This is a genomic window from Psychrobacter sp. NZS113, assembly GCF_015864825.1.
In the GTDB taxonomy this organism is placed as follows: domain Bacteria; phylum Pseudomonadota; class Gammaproteobacteria; order Pseudomonadales; family Moraxellaceae; genus Psychrobacter.
Map to the genome: position 1 here is coordinate 185,986 of NZ_JADYWL010000004.1, position 18,022 is coordinate 204,007.

Here is an 18,022-nt window from a genome sequence, read left to right on the forward strand (position 1 = left end):
TTGAATAAACACAAATAGTTTAGCACCTTTTACCTACCCGCAAAAAGCAAAAAAGACAGCGAGTTAGGCTGTCTTTTTGTCGTTCTGTCATTACAAATAACTAAATACCTTGCAGTATCTTTTTCAATTTTGCAGCAGGGTTTTCTGCCTGTGTAATTGAACGCCCAATGACCAAGTAATCAGAACCATCACCAAGTGCTTGTATAGGCGTGCAAATACGTTTTTGATCATCAGCATTGTCCTCTAGCAGACGAATACCAGGAGTGACTAGTTTAAAATCTTGACCACACAATGCTTTAAGCGCTTTAGCTTCTTGTGCTGAGCACACCACACCATCAAGTCCAGCTTGCTTGGTCAATTGTGCCAGTCTACTCACGTGCGCATCCAGGCCGTCAGTAATGCCCGTTTGCGTCAGCGCTTCATTGTCCATAGAGGTCAATACAGTGACTGCTATCAGCAAGGTATCAAAACCATTATCTAGTAACCGCTGCTTGGCTAATGACATTGCTTCTAGACCTGCACTTGCATGGACGTTCACCATCCATACACCCAGCTCAGCCGCTGCCAAAACTGCTTGTGCAGTGGTATTGGGAATATCATGAAACTTCAAATCTAAAAACACATCAAAATTACGCTGATGCAGTGCCTTCACTATGTCAGGGCCACAGCGAGTAAAAAGCTCTTTGCCTACTTTTAATCGACATAATGCTGGATCTAATTGATCCGCTAGCGCTAAAGAGGCTTCCATGGTCATATTATCTAGAGCAACGACGACTGGAGACTTAATTATATTATTCATGACTTAGCCATATTGATATCGGAGTTATTGAAGAAGTATATCTAACTTAACCGCAGATTCATTGCGAGATGGTTTAGTCTCGCTTATGTTTAGTGAGCGTAGCATTTTCATCTAAGTCACTATCCACTCCATCCTTTACATTAATCGCCGTAGAGCCATAAACGGCCTCTTCTACCGTTGGCGAATTCGCTTGACGATCGATGACTATATTGGCTTGTGTGAGTTGCTCTTGTAGATTGGTTTTTGCTTTTTGCAAACGCGAAATTTCCCACTTGTTTTGTAAAACGCGGAAAATAAGCAGTGCTAGCAAAATACCAATAACGATACCCAGCATCAGACAAAGTATCAGTAGCAGCCCTAGATTCATCGTAGGCGCTTGCGAGAACAGTAAATTTACACCAACTTCAGTATTATTTGCCAACACCAAACCAAGCGCATAGGCAAAGCTCAGAAACAGTAATACAAACAGTAAAAAGCGCATGAGACGGTTACCTTAGTTGGAAATGCCGTTAATGTATTCAGAATAAATAAGTGATATGAGCGACTGATAAACCATTTTATGAAAAATGCTTATTTAATAAATGGGTTATGACAACATTTAGCTAGTTGCAACCGTATCATTGACCGCTTCACGTAGTGCTTTTCCTGGTTTAAAATGAGGAATAGCCTTAGCAGGTACTGGCACGCTTTCCCCTGTTTTAGGGTTGCGTCCTAGACGTGCACGGCGATGGTGTAGACAGAAACTACCAAACCCACGAACCTCTACTCGGCCATCATTGGCTAAAGTATGGGTCATTAAAGTTAATATTTCGCGTACTGCATCATCGACGACTGTATCAGTCATATTGTCACAGTTCGCACTCAAATTACTAATAAATTCGGACTTGTTAATCGCTTGCTGCATTATTACGCTTGCCTTGTAAATTAATGGATAAGATGATTGTGAGTCAAAACGATATTTTAGGTTATTTAAATAACGGTATTTATTTCAATAACTGCTATTAAATCAGCATATCCTTAAAATAGTAAGGATAAAAACTCGGTCTTTAGAACAGCCTATCGCTTTAAATAAATAGTGACTCACATCTTGTTACTCAATGTTGCAAATGATAGCGGATATTACCGTAAATGAAAATAAGAGTTTGCCTCTTTGGGCAAAAACATCACCTATGAATAGTAATATCAAAATTTATTCATAAAAAAAAGCGACCGGAGTCGCTTCTTTTATATTACTTTATATCAATAACTTAGCAGCTTACTGCATTTGTTCTTTGATCAAGTCACCAATAGTTTTTGGTTGAGCTTCAGAACCGGCAGCGGCAGTAGTACTTGTGCTGCTTAGTTCTTTAATCGCTTGACGCTCTTCAGCTTCGTCTTTCGCTTTGATAGACAAGTTGATGTTGCGTGTTTTGCGATCAACACTGATGATTTTAGCTTCAACATCATCACCAACAGTTAGATGCTTAGTGGCATCTTCAACGCGGTCACGTTGAATCTCAGAGGCACGTAGATAAGCTTCTACTTCGTCAGCAAGTTCGATAGTAGCACCTTTAGCGTCTACTTCTTTCACTTTACCATTAACGATAGCACCACGGTCATTGTTGACTAGGTATTCGTTGAATGGATCAGAGCTTAACTGCTTAACGCCTAGGCTGATACGGTTAGCTTCTGCATCTACTGACAATACCATTGCTTCAACGGTGTCGCCTTTGTTGTAGTTACGGATAGCATCTTCGCCAGTTTCGTTCCAAGAGATATCAGATAGATGAACAAGACCATCAATACCACCGTCTAGACCGATAAAGATACCGAAGTCAGTGATTGATTTGATAGTACCAGTGATTTTATCACCGCGCTCATGTTTCTTATCAAACTCATCCCATGGGTTAGCAAGAGTTTGTTTGATACCTAGGCTGATACGGCGACGTTCTTCGTCGATATCAAGAATCATTACTTCAACTTCATCACCCACTTGAACAACTTTAGATGGATGGATGTTTTTGTTGGTATGATCCATTTCTGATACGTGTACTAGACCTTCAATACCTTCAGAAATCTCAGCAAAACAACCATAATCAGTTAGGTTAGTTACGCGTGCTTTAACAACACTACCTACTGGATAAGTTCCGCCAACGTTATCCCAAGGATCAGTACCAAGTTGTTTTAGACCTAGGCTTACGCGATTGCGTTCACGATCAAACTTCAATACTTTAACTTTTAGGTCTTGACCAACTTCAACAACTTCTGATGGGTGCTTGATACGGCGCCATGCCATATCAGTGATGTGCAATAGACCATCAATACCGCCAAGATCAACGAATGCGCCGTAATCAGTAAGGTTCTTAACGATACCTTCGATTTCGATGCCTTCTTCAAGCTTGTTTAATAGCTCTTCGCGCTCAGCTGAATTTTCAGCTTCCATAACTGCACGACGGCTAACTACAACGTTGTTGCGTTTTTGATCAAGTTTGATAACTTTGAATTCTAGCTCTTTGCCTTCAAGATGCGTCGTATCACGGATAGGACGTACATCTACCAATGAACCTGGTAAGAATGCGCGTACTGAACCGATATCTACAGTGAAACCGCCTTTAACTTTGCTTGAGATGATACCTTTTACGATTTCATCGTTGTCAGCAATTTTCTCAAGGAAGTTCCAAGTTTCAACACGCTTAGCTTTTTCACGTGATAGCAAGGTTTGACCCATGCCGTTATCAACTGCTTCAACCACGACATCAACGCTATCGCCAACTTCAACTTCAAGTTCGCCTTCTTCGCTTAAAAACTCTTCACGAGCGACAATACCTTCAGACTTAAGACCAGTGTCAACAGTGATCCAGTCGCTATCGATGGCTACAACAGTACCAGTGATAACCGAGCCACGCTCGATATCCAGACCTGTTTCTTCGATGCTCGCTTCAAATAGTTCAGCAAATGATTCCATTATGTCTACCTTTGTATAGCCGTATCCTGTCCAGCACAGTACGGATCAAATTTATGATTGCATAAAACGAGAATACTGGTTTTTTATCCCATGCAATCATATATAAAAACGTTTGTTGTTAATAAGCGCATGTTCTACTGAAATTATTAACAACAACTGTCTTACCTAGAATTTTGTTGTCTATTCTATCAAATAGTGTCTTTTTAGGATCTATTAAGCCCTATAAATTTCAACACTACAATTTTATACTAAAACCAAACCTCATAGCAAAGCTTTTAATGCTTAATATGTTGTTTTTATTAACTATTAAAGAATATGCCTTTTGTTTGGCAGTGTTTCTTCACTTGTTCGTATACAGTATCAGCATCTAGTATTGAGCTATCAAGCAGCAAAGCGTCCTCTGCAGGTCTCGACGGTGCAGTGCTACGATTTTCATCACGATCATCACGGGCTTTAATCGTTGTTAAGATTGCATCAAAGTCTGCTATTTGTCCAGCATTCAATAACTGTGTCACACGGCGCTCAGCACGCGCTTCAGCACTAGCTGTCAAAAACACCTTAACATCAGCATTTGGGAATACTATAGTCCCCATATCGCGACCATCAGCAACCAGACCTGAACGAGTGGCCATGTCCTGTTGTAATTTCAACAACGCTTCACGAACTTTTGGAAAGATTGCTATCTGTGATGCATAGCCTCCAACTGTTTCGTTACGCACCTGCTCACCGACCGCATCATCATTCACGAGAATATCGACACGTCCTGACGCATTATTAGGCACAAATGCAATTTCTAGACTTTGTGTCAACTTCAATACCGCCATCTCATCAATGGCTTTGCTTGCATCAGCGGCAACCAAACCAGCTTCAAATGCCTTAAGTCCTACAATACGATATAGAGCACCCGAATCAAGCAGCTGATAATTCAATGCTTGAGCTAAGCGCCATGTGACCGTGCCTTTGCCTGCACCACTCGGCCCATCAATACAAATAACAGGATAACGCAGTGATTGCGTTTGGCTATTATCGTTATGAGGTGCTGTGTTATCAGCTGTAGAAACGGTCATAATATTCACTTAATCGGAGACAATACTCATATGGCTGACAACTTTGCCATTAAATAGGGCGATATTATAGCAAAGAAATCTTCCTATCACTAGAAACAAGTCCGATATCTTGTTAACAGTTTATTTTGATTTCATTTTAGCCAGTTTTCTTCGTTCACGAAAAAAGCTTTTGAGTATTTGGCTACTATGCTCGCTACACAGACCTTTGTGTACTTGAATACTATGATTATAAAAAGGCTGCATTGGCAAGTTCATCTGACTGCCAACCATGCCAGCTCGTGGCTCACTTGCCGCATAGACCAACCTATCCACCCGTGCATGAATCATCGCGCCCACACACATCGTACAAGGCTCTAAGGTGACATACAGTGTCGTCTGTAATGGCAGTCGGTAGTTATTTAGACGAGTGCAAGCATCTCTTAATGCGACAATTTCGGCATGTGCAGTTGCATCATGGCGACCAATGGGCTCATTAAACCCATGACCTATAACTTGCTGATTGTGTACCAGTATTGCCCCTACTGGCACTTCTCCATGCTCAGCACCTTGTTTAGCAAGCTTGAGTGCTTCTTGCATCCACCTAACATCTTCAGTTGACCAAAATGTACTGACCTGAATGCCTTCGATATCTGGTTGATGATTAAAGAGTTGAGATGGTTTCAAGCTTATGTCCGGTATATTTATCATCTACTGCGGTAACTGCCAATCAATCGGTGTCTGACCATACTGCACCAGATAGTCATTGGTCTTAGAAAATGGCTTAGAGCCAAAGAAACCACCACGGTTAGCAGCAAGCGGTGAAGGATGCACAGCCGTCAAAATAAGATGCTTATCTGTATTGATATATTTGCCTTTTTTCTGAGCTTTACTACCCCATAATATAAACACTGTATGCTCTGTTTGTTCATTAACCACATCTATTACCGCATCAGTGAACTGCTCCCATCCTTGGTTTTGATGACTGTTCGGCTCACCCTCTTTTACGGTCAATGAGCTGTTCAATAATAATACTCCCTGCTGCGCCCAATACGTCAAGTCACCATGTGCTGATGGATGCAAACCAATATCCGTAGCCATCTCTTTCAATAGATTATTAAGCGATGGTGGTTTTGGAATGGCTTTTGGCACAGAAAACGATAATCCCATTGCTTGTCCTGGACGATGATAAGGATCCTGACCTAATATCACGACTTTGACTTGTGATAAAGGTGTTAGGTTAAAGGCATTGAACATCAGCGGTGCTGGTGGATAAACACTCTCATCTGATTGGTACGCTTCTTTTAAAAACGCACGCAGATTATCCATGTTATCAGAGGTTAGCTCATCTGCTAATGCTGTTTTCCAATCAGTTGGCAGACGCACATTGTCTAAAATCGCTTGCTTTTGCTCGGGAGTTTTGGTCGTCTGCTCATCAAACAGTTCCATAATATATCCTTTTTTATTTGTTATACATCATATAAATGCTGCCTCAGGGTGCATGAATAAGTCTCTCACATTGGAATGAATGGACTCATGCATTGGCTTTATGATGAATTATAGCAATAAAAAAACGGCTACCGTAGCAACATGGTAACCGTTCTTGTTTTATTGATAATAAAAGACTTAGCTGGCTAACGACTCAGAGTCCGGATATGGCTCATGCGTTTCAACGACGGTCAAAATAATACGACTGTCTGACGAACCTTTATCTGACGTTTTACCATTGGTTTTTTCAATCTTAACAGACTTGTCATCTTGCTCAGTACTTTCTTCAGGCTCTAGCGTTAGATGTACAACCCCACCATTGACCAAGTCACCAAACAAAATCATGCTTGCCAATGGCTTTTTGATCTCGTCTTGAATCAGACGCTGCATAGGACGTGCACCCATTAGGCGATCGTAACCTTTATCAGCTAGATAGTTACGGACATCATCGTCAATCTCTAAAGTTACTTGCTTATCATCAAGCTGCACTTGCAACTCAACTAAGAACTTGTCGACTACTGATACCACGACCGACGTATCTAATGGGTTGAACTGGATAATTGCATCAAGACGGTTGCGGAACTCTGGCGTAAAGACACGTTTGAGTGACTCTGTGTTATCACGACTATGGTCTTGCTGAGTAAAGCCCATAGATGAGCGGCTGATACTGTCAGCACCCACGTTGGTGGTCATAATAACGATAACTTGCTTGAAGATAGCAACACGACCATTGTTGTCCGTCAAAGTACCGTGATCCATCACTTGTAGTAACAAGTTGAATACATCAGGATGGGCTTTTTCGATTTCATCAAGTAATAAGACACAATGCGGATGTTGATTGATCTTTTCAGTCAACAGACCACCTTGATCATAACCGACATAGCCAGGAGGCGCGCCGATCAAGCGTGAGGCCGTATGTGCTTCCATATACTCTGACATATCAAAGCGAACTAATTCCACACCAAGTAAATTGGCTAACTGACGTGATACCTCTGTTTTACCAACACCTGTAGGACCAGCAAACATAAACGAGCCGATAGGCTTGTCTGGTGCTTTTAGACCAGCACGAGACAGTTTAATTGCATCTGCTAATGTCTCAATCGCTTCATCTTGACCAAACACTAAATGCTTGAGATCGCGATCTAGGTATTTGAGAATGCTCTTATCATCGCTAGACACTGACTTGGGTGGAATACGTGCAAGCTTGGCAACGATGGCTTCAATATCTGCCACATCAATTTTCATCGGTGGTCGCTTTTTCGTAGCTTTGAACTCACTAGATGATTGGGCACGATCATTGGCTTTGGCAGTATCGGCTTCATCTTGCATTTCATTACTGTCAATATCGCTGTGAGTCACACCATCAAGATCTTCCTCATCAGCGTCAATCTGAGCATCAAAGTCTTGCTCTAAATCAGCAATGAAGCTTTCTTCTGCATCAATATCATCGGCATCCGGAATCACACCCAAACGCTTGTAAGCACCCGCTTCATCAATCACATCAATGGCTTTGTCTGGTAAGAAGCGCTCGTGAATGTGCTTAGCAGATAACTGAACAGCGGTAACCAATGCTTCATCAGTATATTCAACGTTATGGAACTCTTCATAGCGAGGCTTTAGACCACGTAAAATATCGATACTGTCATCAACACTTGGTTCTTTTACATCGATTTTTTGGAAACGACGTGATAACGCATGATCCTTCTCAAATACCTGACGATACTCGGTAAAGGTCGTAGAACCTATACAACGTAGCTCGCCATTAGCAAGTGCCGGTTTGATTAAGTTTGACACATCCATATTGCTACTCATTGACGACCCTGCGCCAATAATCATATGGATTTCGTCAATAAACAAAATCGCATTGGGTTTTTTCTTAAGTGCGTCAAGCAGCGACTTCATACGTTTTTCAAAATCACCGCGGTATTTCGTACCAGCGATTAATGAGCCAATATCAAGACTGTAGATCACGCAACCATTTAATGGCTTTGGTGCTTTATCATTGATAATCAACCACGCCAAACCTTCAGCGATAGACGTTTTACCAACACCAGGCTCACCCACTAGCAACGGGTTATTTTTACGGCGACGACATAGTACTTGCGCAGCACGTTCAATTTCAGAGGCACGTCCAATCAATGGATCGGTTTTACCTTCAGCAGCGCGCTGATTTAAATTGGTGGCAAATTCAACCAGTGGATCTTTACTGGTTTTTTCTGAGGCATTACGACGCTCACCAGTCATCGAAGCACGCGGCTCAGATGGTTCTTCTTTGTCTTGACCATGTGATAAGTACTGAGTCAACTCAAGACGGCTGATACCTTGCTTTTTAAGCAGGTAAACAGCATAAGTATCATGTTCTGAGAACATAGATACCAAGATATCGGAGCCCTCTACCAAACGCCCACCACCGATAGATTGCACATGAAAAATAGCACGTTGCAAAATACGATCAAAGCTTTGGGTAGGCTGCGGTGATTGCTCTGTATCTGCATCTATCGTTGGCGTATGCTTATTAATATAAGCTTCCAACTCAGTACGCAACGTTGATACATTTGCATTGCAAGCAGTCAATGTATTGGCGGCGTGCGTATTTTCTAGCAATGCCAGTAGTAAGTGTTCAACAGTTAGATACTCATGCGACTTTTGACGCGCAAGGGTCATTGCTAAACGCAAAGAAACTTCAAGATGACGACTTAACATAACAACTTCCTACGGTTATACCTATCTTTATAATTGATAGCTTTATGAATGAGTTAGTAAGTAAATCAGGGCGATAGATGGATTGTTCAAGGGTAATATCTGTATTATTAAAATATCTTGCTAAATGACACTGTCTAGGGATTGTATAAATAACAGTACTTTCTATCATCAACTAACTATTACCAACCAAGAGTGTTGATAACTCATACTTGCTGTTCTTTATATCAACACGATACTCAATCAGAGTCAATCTATTAAAAACGACTAAAGTGTATCAAAGCGTGCTGTACACCAACGGTGTTAGAAATAATAAATGATAAAAGCTTAGAGAGTGAAACAGATAAAAGAGAGATTGAACGAGGCGACAAAGAATTTGAAAGGGTTTTTTATCAACAGTGAAGTGAAAAAAGTTCTATGCAAAATAACTATATAGCTCACTGTGGCAAGTAAGCTATTTATCAAAGCTAAGAATAGATAAACGAAACATTGAAATCAGCATGATAAGGGGATTCAGTTATTCGCCTTGGTGCGGCTCTATTTGAGTCAATAATGGATAGCCTTCACGATGCGCCAAACTATTTACTTTTTTGGCCTTAGTCTCAGCAATGTCTTTTGGATAAATACCCGCAATACCTTTGCTCGCATTGTGAATCGTCAGCATAATCTCAACGGCAGAGTCCATACTGTGACGAAACTCTGATTGCAGAATATAGACGACGAATTCCATCGGTGTATAGTTATCATTATACATAACGACTGCATACATCGGCGGCTTAGCCACTTCCGGTTCTGCCACCAGTACGTCTGCTTGCGGTGACGTTTCGCCATCCGTATCCCCATCTTGCGCACGGTCAGCAGGCATGTTTGGGAGATGCCAATCAGAGACGATTGGCGTAGTCTGTAGTATTGCTTGATTTATCATAATTAGAGTACAAATTAATAGGTATATTTATTACAGAATAAGGGATAGTGAAGAGAGGTAATCGCTAGTTTAATACAATTAGATTTAACACATTCAGATATAGTATCAGGCGCGCTTAGTCTACTGTTTGTAGTACTGTCACTCGCCTTTTTCATATCTCAGTTATCTAGAACCAACTAAGGCTTAATAGGACTGTCATCAACTTCTGGCAAATCCAAAAGTGATAGCGGCATGTTATCAACTCGAGCACCGAGCTTCCAATCATAGATTTGCTCTACTTCCTGCCCGTCTGCTTTCAAGCTGAGTTTTACTTGTAACGGCTTAAAGCTAGATGGCATGATAAAGCGACCACGAATACGAACAATGCCTTCAATCGTATCGACTGGATACTCTAAAGGCACTTCTACGAAGTCATCATCATTGAGCAGTGTCAATGTTGGCGTCAGTCGTTTTGATGTGCCATCACTGGCAAGCATTCCAACATCAAACATATACTCAAAAGCATTTTCGGGTAATGGTTTAATATGAGCGCCAAGCACCTGTAATGGCATGCCGCCTTTACTACTAACGATATCAGCATATAACTCGTTGAGCTGCGAAAGCTGTCTGTTTTCAACCGTTAATTCTTGCTTGTTTTCACTCAGCTCTTTTACATTGGCTAAGCTTATCCCCAGCTCTTGCTTGGCAGTAGCCGCTTGATTGATCGCTATTTTATGACTAAGACGCGTGTCTTCCAGCTCTTTGGTCGCCTCTTCACTATTGATTAGTGCTTGCTGGGTTTCCGTTTCCATAGAGTGGTAGCCGCGCTGATAGCCGAGCTTATGACCAAATATCAGTCCAACCACGGCAGTTACCAGTATGACAACCACAAATAGCGCCAGTACCAATGTAGACGCTCCTTGCTGCTCGCGGCCTATAGAACTTACTGGGCTAAAACGATGGCGATTGGCGTCTATACACGATGAACGTGCTGACTGTGAGCAAAAGCGTAATACAAACTTAACACGCATTTAGGCGGTATCTCTTAACAATAAGTACCTGTTATTATAGCGGAATTTATAATCAATACCTAGCACCGTAAATGTGAATGATTGGAATATAAAGCAGTCGATGTTAAGGAACAATCGGCGCAAAGTTCAGTCCCATTGACTCATCAAACCCAAACATAACGTTCATGTTTTGCACAGCCTGCCCTGCTGCGCCTTTGACCAAATTATCTTGTACTACGATAACCGTCAGCTCAGCACGATCGTTGTCTTGATGCACGGCAATACGTAAACGATTACTGGCACGTACACTACGTGTATCAGGGTAAACACCCTTTGGCATCACATCAACGAACGTCTCTGATGCATATGCGTTTTCAAACGCCTGTTGCCAGTCGATAGCAGCCCCAGCATCCGTCAGTTCCATATGAATTGAGCTTAGCATACCGCGTATCATCGGTACTAAATGCGGTAAAAAACGAATACGATGGGTAAACTGACTATCTAATAGTTGTGCAACACCCTGCTCAATTTCAGGTAGATGACGATGCCCCTCGACGCTATAAGCTTTAAAGTTATCTGTTGATTCAGCGTAATTAAGCGCGAGCGAAGCTTGGCGACCCGCGCCAGACACACCAGACTTTGCATCAATAACAATGCGAGACTCTATCAAACGTTCTGCTTGTTTATTTTGTGCTTCAATAATCGGCTTCAAACCCAAAATTGCAGTGGTTGGGTAACAGCCAGGGTTGCCCACCAACAATGCATTTGCAAGTTTATCGCGATTAACTTCAGGTAGTCCATAAACAGCGGTCTTTAATAGCTCAGGACACGCATGTGACTGTTTGTACCATTTCTCAAAGTCAGTCAATGACTGCAAACGAAAGTCAGCAGCCAAATCAATGACCTTTACGCCTGCTTGAGTAAGCGCTTCAGCTTGTTGCATTGCTACGCCGTGTGGTGTCGCAAAAAACACCACATCACACTTTTGTAGCGTCGCAAGCGTATCGTCACCTAAGTCGCTAAAGACAATATCTGATATACCGCGTAAGCTTGGGAATATCTCATCAGCTCGTGTACCAGCTTCACTACGCGAGGTTAGCAAATCAATAGATACTTCAGGATGGGCAGATAATAAGCGAATCAGCTCAATACCTGTATAACCTGTACCACCAACAATCGCTGCTGAAATCATAAGATATCCTTTTTTCTTTTACTCAGTAAATAGCAGATAAATATCACGTCTATGTTAACGCTTATAAGCTTTGCATATTCAAACTTTAGATTTTGTAATCGTGCACTGCATCGATAAACACTTTTGCATTGTCAGGGTTGACCCACTGAGTGATGCCATGACCTAAGTTTGCGACATAACCTGTTTTTTCGCCGCTCGCATAAGCACTATCTAGCATTGCATTTACTTCAGTGCGAATCGTGGCAGGTGAACCATACAAGGTTGCTGGATCCAAGTTACCTTGGATAGCTTTGCTACTCTGTAGTTTTTTATGCTGCTTGGTCAATTGACGCTGACTGTCAGTCAATACTTGACGCGCACGATCAATCGGCATCGTCCAGTCTAGGCCTAAAGCATCAGCTTCGCTATCAGCTTGGATGTCTAACCATAGCCCACCACCTTTGGTAAACAACACCACTGGTATTTCCGGATGGCGTACCTTTAGTTCAGCGACAATACGCTTATTATAAGCATGAGAAAAGTCAATAAACTGACGATGACCAAGCGCGCCGCCCCAACTGTCAAATATCTGTAAAATTTGGGCACCAGCAACTACTTGCGCATCTAGATAATCAATGACAGACGTTGCCAATTTATCCAATAGTTGATGTAGAAAGTCAGGATTGCTGTATAAAAAACCTTTGGTATAGCGATAGTCTTTTGAGCTGCCGCCTTCAATCATATACGTGGCTAACGTCCACGGGCTACCAGAAAAACCAAATAACGGCACTTGACCATTCAGCGCTTTACGAATACTCGTCACCGCACGCATGACATAATCAAGAGAGTCGGTCGGATCAAGCTTTGGTATTCTATCAAGATCCGCTTGTGTACGAATAGGATGCTTAAATTTAGGACCTTCGCCCGCCTCAAAGTATAAGCCCAGTCCCATTGCATCAGGGATAGTCAAGATATCACTGAATAAGATGGCAGCATCTAAATCATAACGACGTAATGGCTGTAGAGTGACTTCCGTAGCACGGTCTGTATCTCTACACAGACTCATGAAATCGCCGGCTTCAGCACGGGTCGCTTTATATTCTGGTAAATAACGGCCTGCTTGACGCATCATCCAAACTGGGGTGGTATCTATCGTCTCAAATCGTAGTGCTCGCAGCAATCTGTCGTTTTTTAATGGCGCAAAGTCGTGCTGAGTTGAATTACTATTGTCTGAAGCACTCATGTACAAATCTCCAAAACAACAAAGTATTCATACTTATCGATGAATACTTTGTTGGATAAAATACGTTAAATAAAAGAATGATAAATATTTATAGAATGGTCGTAGCAACATCTCAGTTTCAATATTATTAATACATATTTAGACTGAAAATGTGTACATACCAAGCGCTTCTATATTATTAATGTACTATACGGTTAGTGCCAAGTTGTCACGATGTACCATGACAACGCGCTCTTCACTGCTACCAAAAATCCTATCAAACTGCTCTGTACGCTCACGGGCTACTCGATGTGCATCCTGCGATGAGAAGTTGACTTGCCCAACCGCGATACGCTCACCAGTATCTTGATGGATAATCTCAACCACATCACCTTCATCAAAACCACCACGGACTTCGACAACACCGACCGGTAGTAGACTTCTATTAAGCTCAGTCAATGCCTTAGCAGCACCTGCATCTACAACCAAGCTACCTGACATGCGTAAATGCGCAGCAAGCCATTGCTTACGGGCGATAATCTTGTCTTCATCGTTAGTCGTCAATAGCGTACCAACCGCTTCACCTGATACTACACGAGTAATGACATCTTCAATGGCACCGCTCACAATAACAGTTGGACAGCCACCCATTGCAGCAAGGCGACCAGCACGGATTTTGGTTAACATACCGCCGCGTCCTAGCTTACCGCCATCACCAGCTATATCAAATAAATAATCAGCCATCGCACGCTCTTGACGAATCATTTTTGCATTAGGATTGTCACGTGGATTATCTGTGAACACACCATCTTGATCGGTGAGGATGATATACAAATCAGCATTGACCATCGCAGCAGCCATTGCCCCTAATGTATCATTATCACCGAATTTGATTTCATCGATGGTAATGGTATCGTTTTCATTGATAACAGGTAGCACGCGCCATTCTAATAATTGAGTCAGAGCACCTGTCGTATTGAGATAACGGCTACGATTAGACAGATCATCATGAGTCAGTAGCAGTTGCGAGCTTTGGATACCATGTTGGATCAATGCTGACCACCATGTTTCAATCAAACCCATTTGACCAATAGAAGCACAGGCCTGCAGTGCTGCTAGTTTTTTAGGACGCTCCTCAAGGTTCATACGTACCACACCTTCAGCAACAGCACCTGACGATACTAACAGCACTTCGACGCCTTGCTTGTGCAGCTTAGCAATCTGCTTGGCCCACTCGTATATGGCAGTTCGATCCAGTCCTCGACCGTTATTGGTTAACAACGATGAGCCAATCTTGACAATAACGCGCTGAATATCAAAGTTGCGATTTTGTTTAACAAATCTTGCTTCTTCGATCGTGTTTTCTATGCCATCTGCCATATAAACTCCTTTTTATCTTATGAATTGATTAGGGGATTGATTTAAAAAATTCAGGTATATCAGTTCAAGCTTGTTCACTTACTACGGAACGTAAACCACTTCGACACCATCTTCATCATCGAAGTCGTCATCATCGTCATTTAAGTCTAGTCCTTCACGTGCTGCTTTACGAGCTGCACGATAGGCTTCACGCTGAGCTTCAGTATTCAGGCGGACTTCTACTTCTAAGCGCTCAAAACGTGTTCTTTGTGCTTCAGCGAAGATAGGATCTTCTAGTTCACGCTCACGCTCTAGTTCAATCTCATTCATCAGATGATATTTAACCGCATCAGTCCCTTCGCCCATTAGGGTTGACGTGCGAAATACATCGCCTGTCCAACCAAGCTCAGCGACAATATGGGTACAGAGCTCATCTAACTCTTCTTCAGGCACCTGATCAATTTTGTTTAATACCAAAATCTGAGGCAAGTTAGATAATTCAGGCGAAAAACGTTCAAGTTCATTTAAGATAACACGAGCGTTGGCTACTGGATCGCTGCCATCAACTGGCTTTACATCAACCACATGTAACAGACGACGAGTACGCGCTACATGCTTTAAGAAACGGATACCAAGTCCAGCACCTTCTGAAGCACCTTCGATTAAACCCGGAATATCTGCCATCACAAATGAGCGATGACGACCGATATCGACTACGCCTAGATTCGGAACTAGCGTGGTAAATGGATAATCAGCAACTTTTGGTCTAGCAGCAGAAACCTGACGGATAAAGGTCGATTTACCAGCATTAGGTAAACCAATCAAGCCAACGTCAGCCACAACTTTTAGCTCAAATTTAAGAACCTTTAGCTCACCTTCAAAACCTGATGTGGCTTTACGCGGTGCTTGATTAGTGGAGCTCTTGAAGTGGGTATTACCCAAGCCACCATCACCACCTTTGGCAATTAGTAACGTCTGACCAAGTTCAATCAAATCACCCAATACTTCATCTGTTTCGGTATCAACTACCGTGGTACCGATAGGTACTGGTAAGAACAAATCATCAGAACCCTTGCCTGAGCAGTTTCTACTGTGACCGTTCTCAGCTCGCATGGCATCATGACGACGGGTATAACGATAATCAACTAAGGTGTTAGTGTTATCTTCTGCAATGACATAAACATCTCCGCCTTTACCACCATCACCACCATCAGGGCCACCACGTGGGACATATTTTTCTCGGCGAAAACTGGCGATTCCGTTACCACCGTCACCTGCTTTTACCGTTACGACGGCTTCATCAATAAATCGCATTTTACTTTCCTTAATTCACAATCCAGTTTATGTACTGGTTACAACCAACGGTTATATTATGGGGTTTTACTGTGTTGTCACAAAAAATATCGTGACAAAATAATCGCTAAAAGCACGCTACTTGTATTTGATATTCAATATGAAAATAACACCCGATAATCAATCGGACTATCGGGTGTTTAAGTATGACAGCTAACGCAATATCAAGCTATCCAAACCAGACGCTATTATGGCAAATTTTGCAGTACGACTGCACCGATTTACACAATATCAGACAACTGGTTTGTTATGCTTAACGTTCTATGCAGGAATCTGAGCGTAGCTGATTCCGGCCATCTGTGTCGCCAGACGCAATACCTGAGTACTATAACCTACTTCGTTGTCATACCAAACATACACAATAGCTTGATTACCAGTCAGAATAGTCGCTTGCGCATCGATGATGCCAACATGAGTCGTGCCAACGAAATCAGTCGATACGGCTTCTGTAGAATCTGTATAAGCAATCTGCGACTGCCAAGTGCTGCCGTTGGCAATTTTACGCAAGAATTCATTCAACGCTTCAGCACTTTCTGGTGCCGTTTTAAGCGTCAAGTTCAAAATTGCTAGGCTGACATTTGGTGTTGGTACACGGATAGCGTTACCCGTTAGCTTACCACTTAGTTCTGGTAGTGCTTTACCAACTGCTTTTGCCGCGCCTGTGCTCGTGATAACCATGTTCATCACTGCACTACGACCACGGCGGTCTGCTTTATGGTAGTTATCAACCAAGTTTTGATCATTGGTAAATGAGTGAATAGTCTCTACGTGACCGTTTTCGATACCGTACTCATCATTCAATACATTCAACGTTGGTGTAATAGCATTAGTAGTACAGCTAGCAGCACTAACGATAGTGTCATCACCAACCGTGTCATTGTTCACACCATAAACGACATTTTTGATGTCACCACCAGCAGGGGCAGTTAGTAGTACTTTTTTCACGCCAGTAGATTGTAGATGCTTGCCAAGGCCTGCTTCGTCTTTCCAGATACCCGTGTTATCGATAACGAGAGCATCGTTGATACCATAAGCGGTGTAATCTATTTCACTAGGATCTTTCGCATAGATAACTTGTACAAAACGACCATTAATAATCATGCCGTTGTTGTCATCATCGATACTGATGCCACCCAAGAATCTACCATGGATCGAATCACGCTCAAGCAATGAAATACGTTTGGCCAAGTCACCAGCAGCTGCTGGACGTACGACGATAGCTTTTAACTGCATACCTTTTGCACTTGATGCTTGCGCCAGTAATAAACGGGTCAAGATACGACCAATACGGCCGAAACCATATAATACTACATCTGTCGCGCCATTCACGGCACCTGCATTATTAACAGATTTTAGCGCAGCTTGTACGTCAGTGTCATTAGCAATCAATTGACCAACATCGATACGAGTGGCTTGGATATCTTTGCTCTCTGCGATGACTTTTACCATTGCTAAAGTATCAGCGATATCAATAGACTTAGCGCCATGGTCACGCAACGCAACTTTTTGATGCAAAGCGAGTATTTGACCAACTGAGGTAGAGTCTAGCGTTTCGCCGAACAAGGTCACTTGTACGTCTTGCGCATTATAGAGCTTATTCAATAACCCCATTAGCTCAATCGCTTGTTGCTCTTGATTGTTATAGTTGCTTAAGTGGTCTTGATGTAATTGGCGTAAGGTATCAGCGTTGCTCACGAGAAACATCCTTATGGTCAGTAATGTATGATCAATAAAATATGAAGAAGTATGAAATAGATAGGTTGTGTATGCTTTAAATGGTGACTCTAATATGATAATCAACCACTATCAATATGGGTTATTGACACTAGAGTATTTGAATCGCATAGATTTTAGCCTAAAACGCCTCATTTTGCCAGTAGTAACCGATTAGCTAGTGTGCATAATAGGTTTCATTCTCATATACAGACTCATATATAGACAGGGATAAAAATAAAGGCAGCCATGTATGCTGCCTTATCAGGTTTTTTTAAAATTAGAATTGCTATAACTTTTTATTAATTGAAGTGCC

15 protein-coding genes are annotated in these 18,022 nt (G+C 42.1%); all 15 read right to left on the reverse strand.

Annotation, left to right across the window (positions count from 1 at the left end):
* Window positions 1-100 precede the first annotated feature (100 nt).
* The 15 genes from pyrF to I6E61_RS07675 all read right to left on the reverse strand — a co-directional run bounded on the left by pyrF (window position 101) and on the right by I6E61_RS07675 (window position 17,697).
* Window positions 101-799, reverse strand: a complete 699-nt coding sequence (pyrF, locus tag I6E61_RS07605) for an orotidine-5'-phosphate decarboxylase (protein WP_197132582.1) — start codon at window positions 797-799, stop codon at window positions 101-103.
* Between the two features lie 73 nt (window positions 800-872).
* Window positions 873-1,280: a lipopolysaccharide assembly protein LapA domain-containing protein gene (locus I6E61_RS07610; protein ID WP_197132585.1), complete on the reverse strand. Its 408-nt coding sequence runs from the start codon at window positions 1,278-1,280 to the stop codon at window positions 873-875.
* Between the two features lie 117 nt (window positions 1,281-1,397).
* Window positions 1,398-1,703 (reverse strand): integration host factor subunit beta, encoded by a 306-nt coding sequence (locus I6E61_RS07615; protein WP_110922400.1) that lies wholly within the window; start codon window positions 1,701-1,703, stop codon window positions 1,398-1,400.
* A gap of 351 nt (window positions 1,704-2,054) precedes the next feature.
* A complete protein-coding gene (gene rpsA, locus I6E61_RS07620; protein WP_110922399.1) occupies window positions 2,055-3,743 on the reverse strand; it encodes a 30S ribosomal protein S1 in 1,689 nt (562 codons plus the stop codon).
* 299 nt (window positions 3,744-4,042) lie between these two features.
* Window positions 4,043-4,810 (reverse strand): (d)CMP kinase, encoded by a 768-nt coding sequence (gene cmk / locus I6E61_RS07625; protein ID WP_197132588.1) that lies wholly within the window; start codon window positions 4,808-4,810, stop codon window positions 4,043-4,045.
* Between the two features lie 120 nt (window positions 4,811-4,930).
* Window positions 4,931-5,497 carry a tRNA adenosine(34) deaminase TadA gene (tadA, locus tag I6E61_RS07630; protein ID WP_197132591.1) on the reverse strand — a complete coding sequence of 189 codons (567 nt, stop codon included), beginning with the start codon at window positions 5,495-5,497 and terminating at the stop codon, window positions 4,931-4,933.
* Window positions 5,498-6,235, reverse strand: coding sequence for a uracil-DNA glycosylase (locus I6E61_RS07635; RefSeq protein WP_197132594.1), 738 nt, complete (start codon window positions 6,233-6,235; stop codon window positions 5,498-5,500).
* Window positions 6,236-6,412: 177 nt separating this feature from the next.
* A complete protein-coding gene (locus tag I6E61_RS07640; protein WP_197132597.1) occupies window positions 6,413-8,977 on the reverse strand; it encodes an AAA family ATPase in 2,565 nt (854 codons plus the stop codon).
* A gap of 514 nt (window positions 8,978-9,491) precedes the next feature.
* Complete coding sequence (locus tag I6E61_RS07645) at window positions 9,492-9,899, reverse strand: ATP-dependent Clp protease adaptor ClpS (protein ID WP_110922394.1); 408 nt, start codon at window positions 9,897-9,899, stop codon at window positions 9,492-9,494.
* 176 nt (window positions 9,900-10,075) lie between these two features.
* Window positions 10,076-10,909, reverse strand: a complete 834-nt coding sequence (locus I6E61_RS07650; protein ID WP_197132600.1) for a hypothetical protein — start codon at window positions 10,907-10,909, stop codon at window positions 10,076-10,078.
* A gap of 103 nt (window positions 10,910-11,012) precedes the next feature.
* Window positions 11,013-12,080: an N-acetyl-gamma-glutamyl-phosphate reductase gene (gene argC, locus I6E61_RS07655; RefSeq protein WP_197132603.1), complete on the reverse strand. Its 1,068-nt coding sequence runs from the start codon at window positions 12,078-12,080 to the stop codon at window positions 11,013-11,015.
* Window positions 12,081-12,165: 85 nt separating this feature from the next.
* On the reverse strand, window positions 12,166-13,302 hold the full coding sequence (hemE, locus tag I6E61_RS07660) for a uroporphyrinogen decarboxylase (protein ID WP_197132606.1): 1,137 nt from the start codon (window positions 13,300-13,302) through the stop codon (window positions 12,166-12,168).
* 186 nt (window positions 13,303-13,488) lie between these two features.
* Window positions 13,489-14,661: a glutamate 5-kinase gene (gene proB, locus I6E61_RS07665; protein ID WP_194196990.1), complete on the reverse strand. Its 1,173-nt coding sequence runs from the start codon at window positions 14,659-14,661 to the stop codon at window positions 13,489-13,491.
* 81 nt (window positions 14,662-14,742) lie between these two features.
* Window positions 14,743-15,954 carry an Obg family GTPase CgtA gene (cgtA, locus tag I6E61_RS07670; protein WP_194196989.1) on the reverse strand — a complete coding sequence of 404 codons (1,212 nt, stop codon included), beginning with the start codon at window positions 15,952-15,954 and terminating at the stop codon, window positions 14,743-14,745.
* A gap of 300 nt (window positions 15,955-16,254) precedes the next feature.
* Window positions 16,255-17,697 carry a glyceraldehyde-3-phosphate dehydrogenase gene (locus I6E61_RS07675; RefSeq protein WP_197132609.1) on the reverse strand — a complete coding sequence of 481 codons (1,443 nt, stop codon included), beginning with the start codon at window positions 17,695-17,697 and terminating at the stop codon, window positions 16,255-16,257.
* Between the last annotated feature and the right edge of the window lie 325 nt (window positions 17,698-18,022).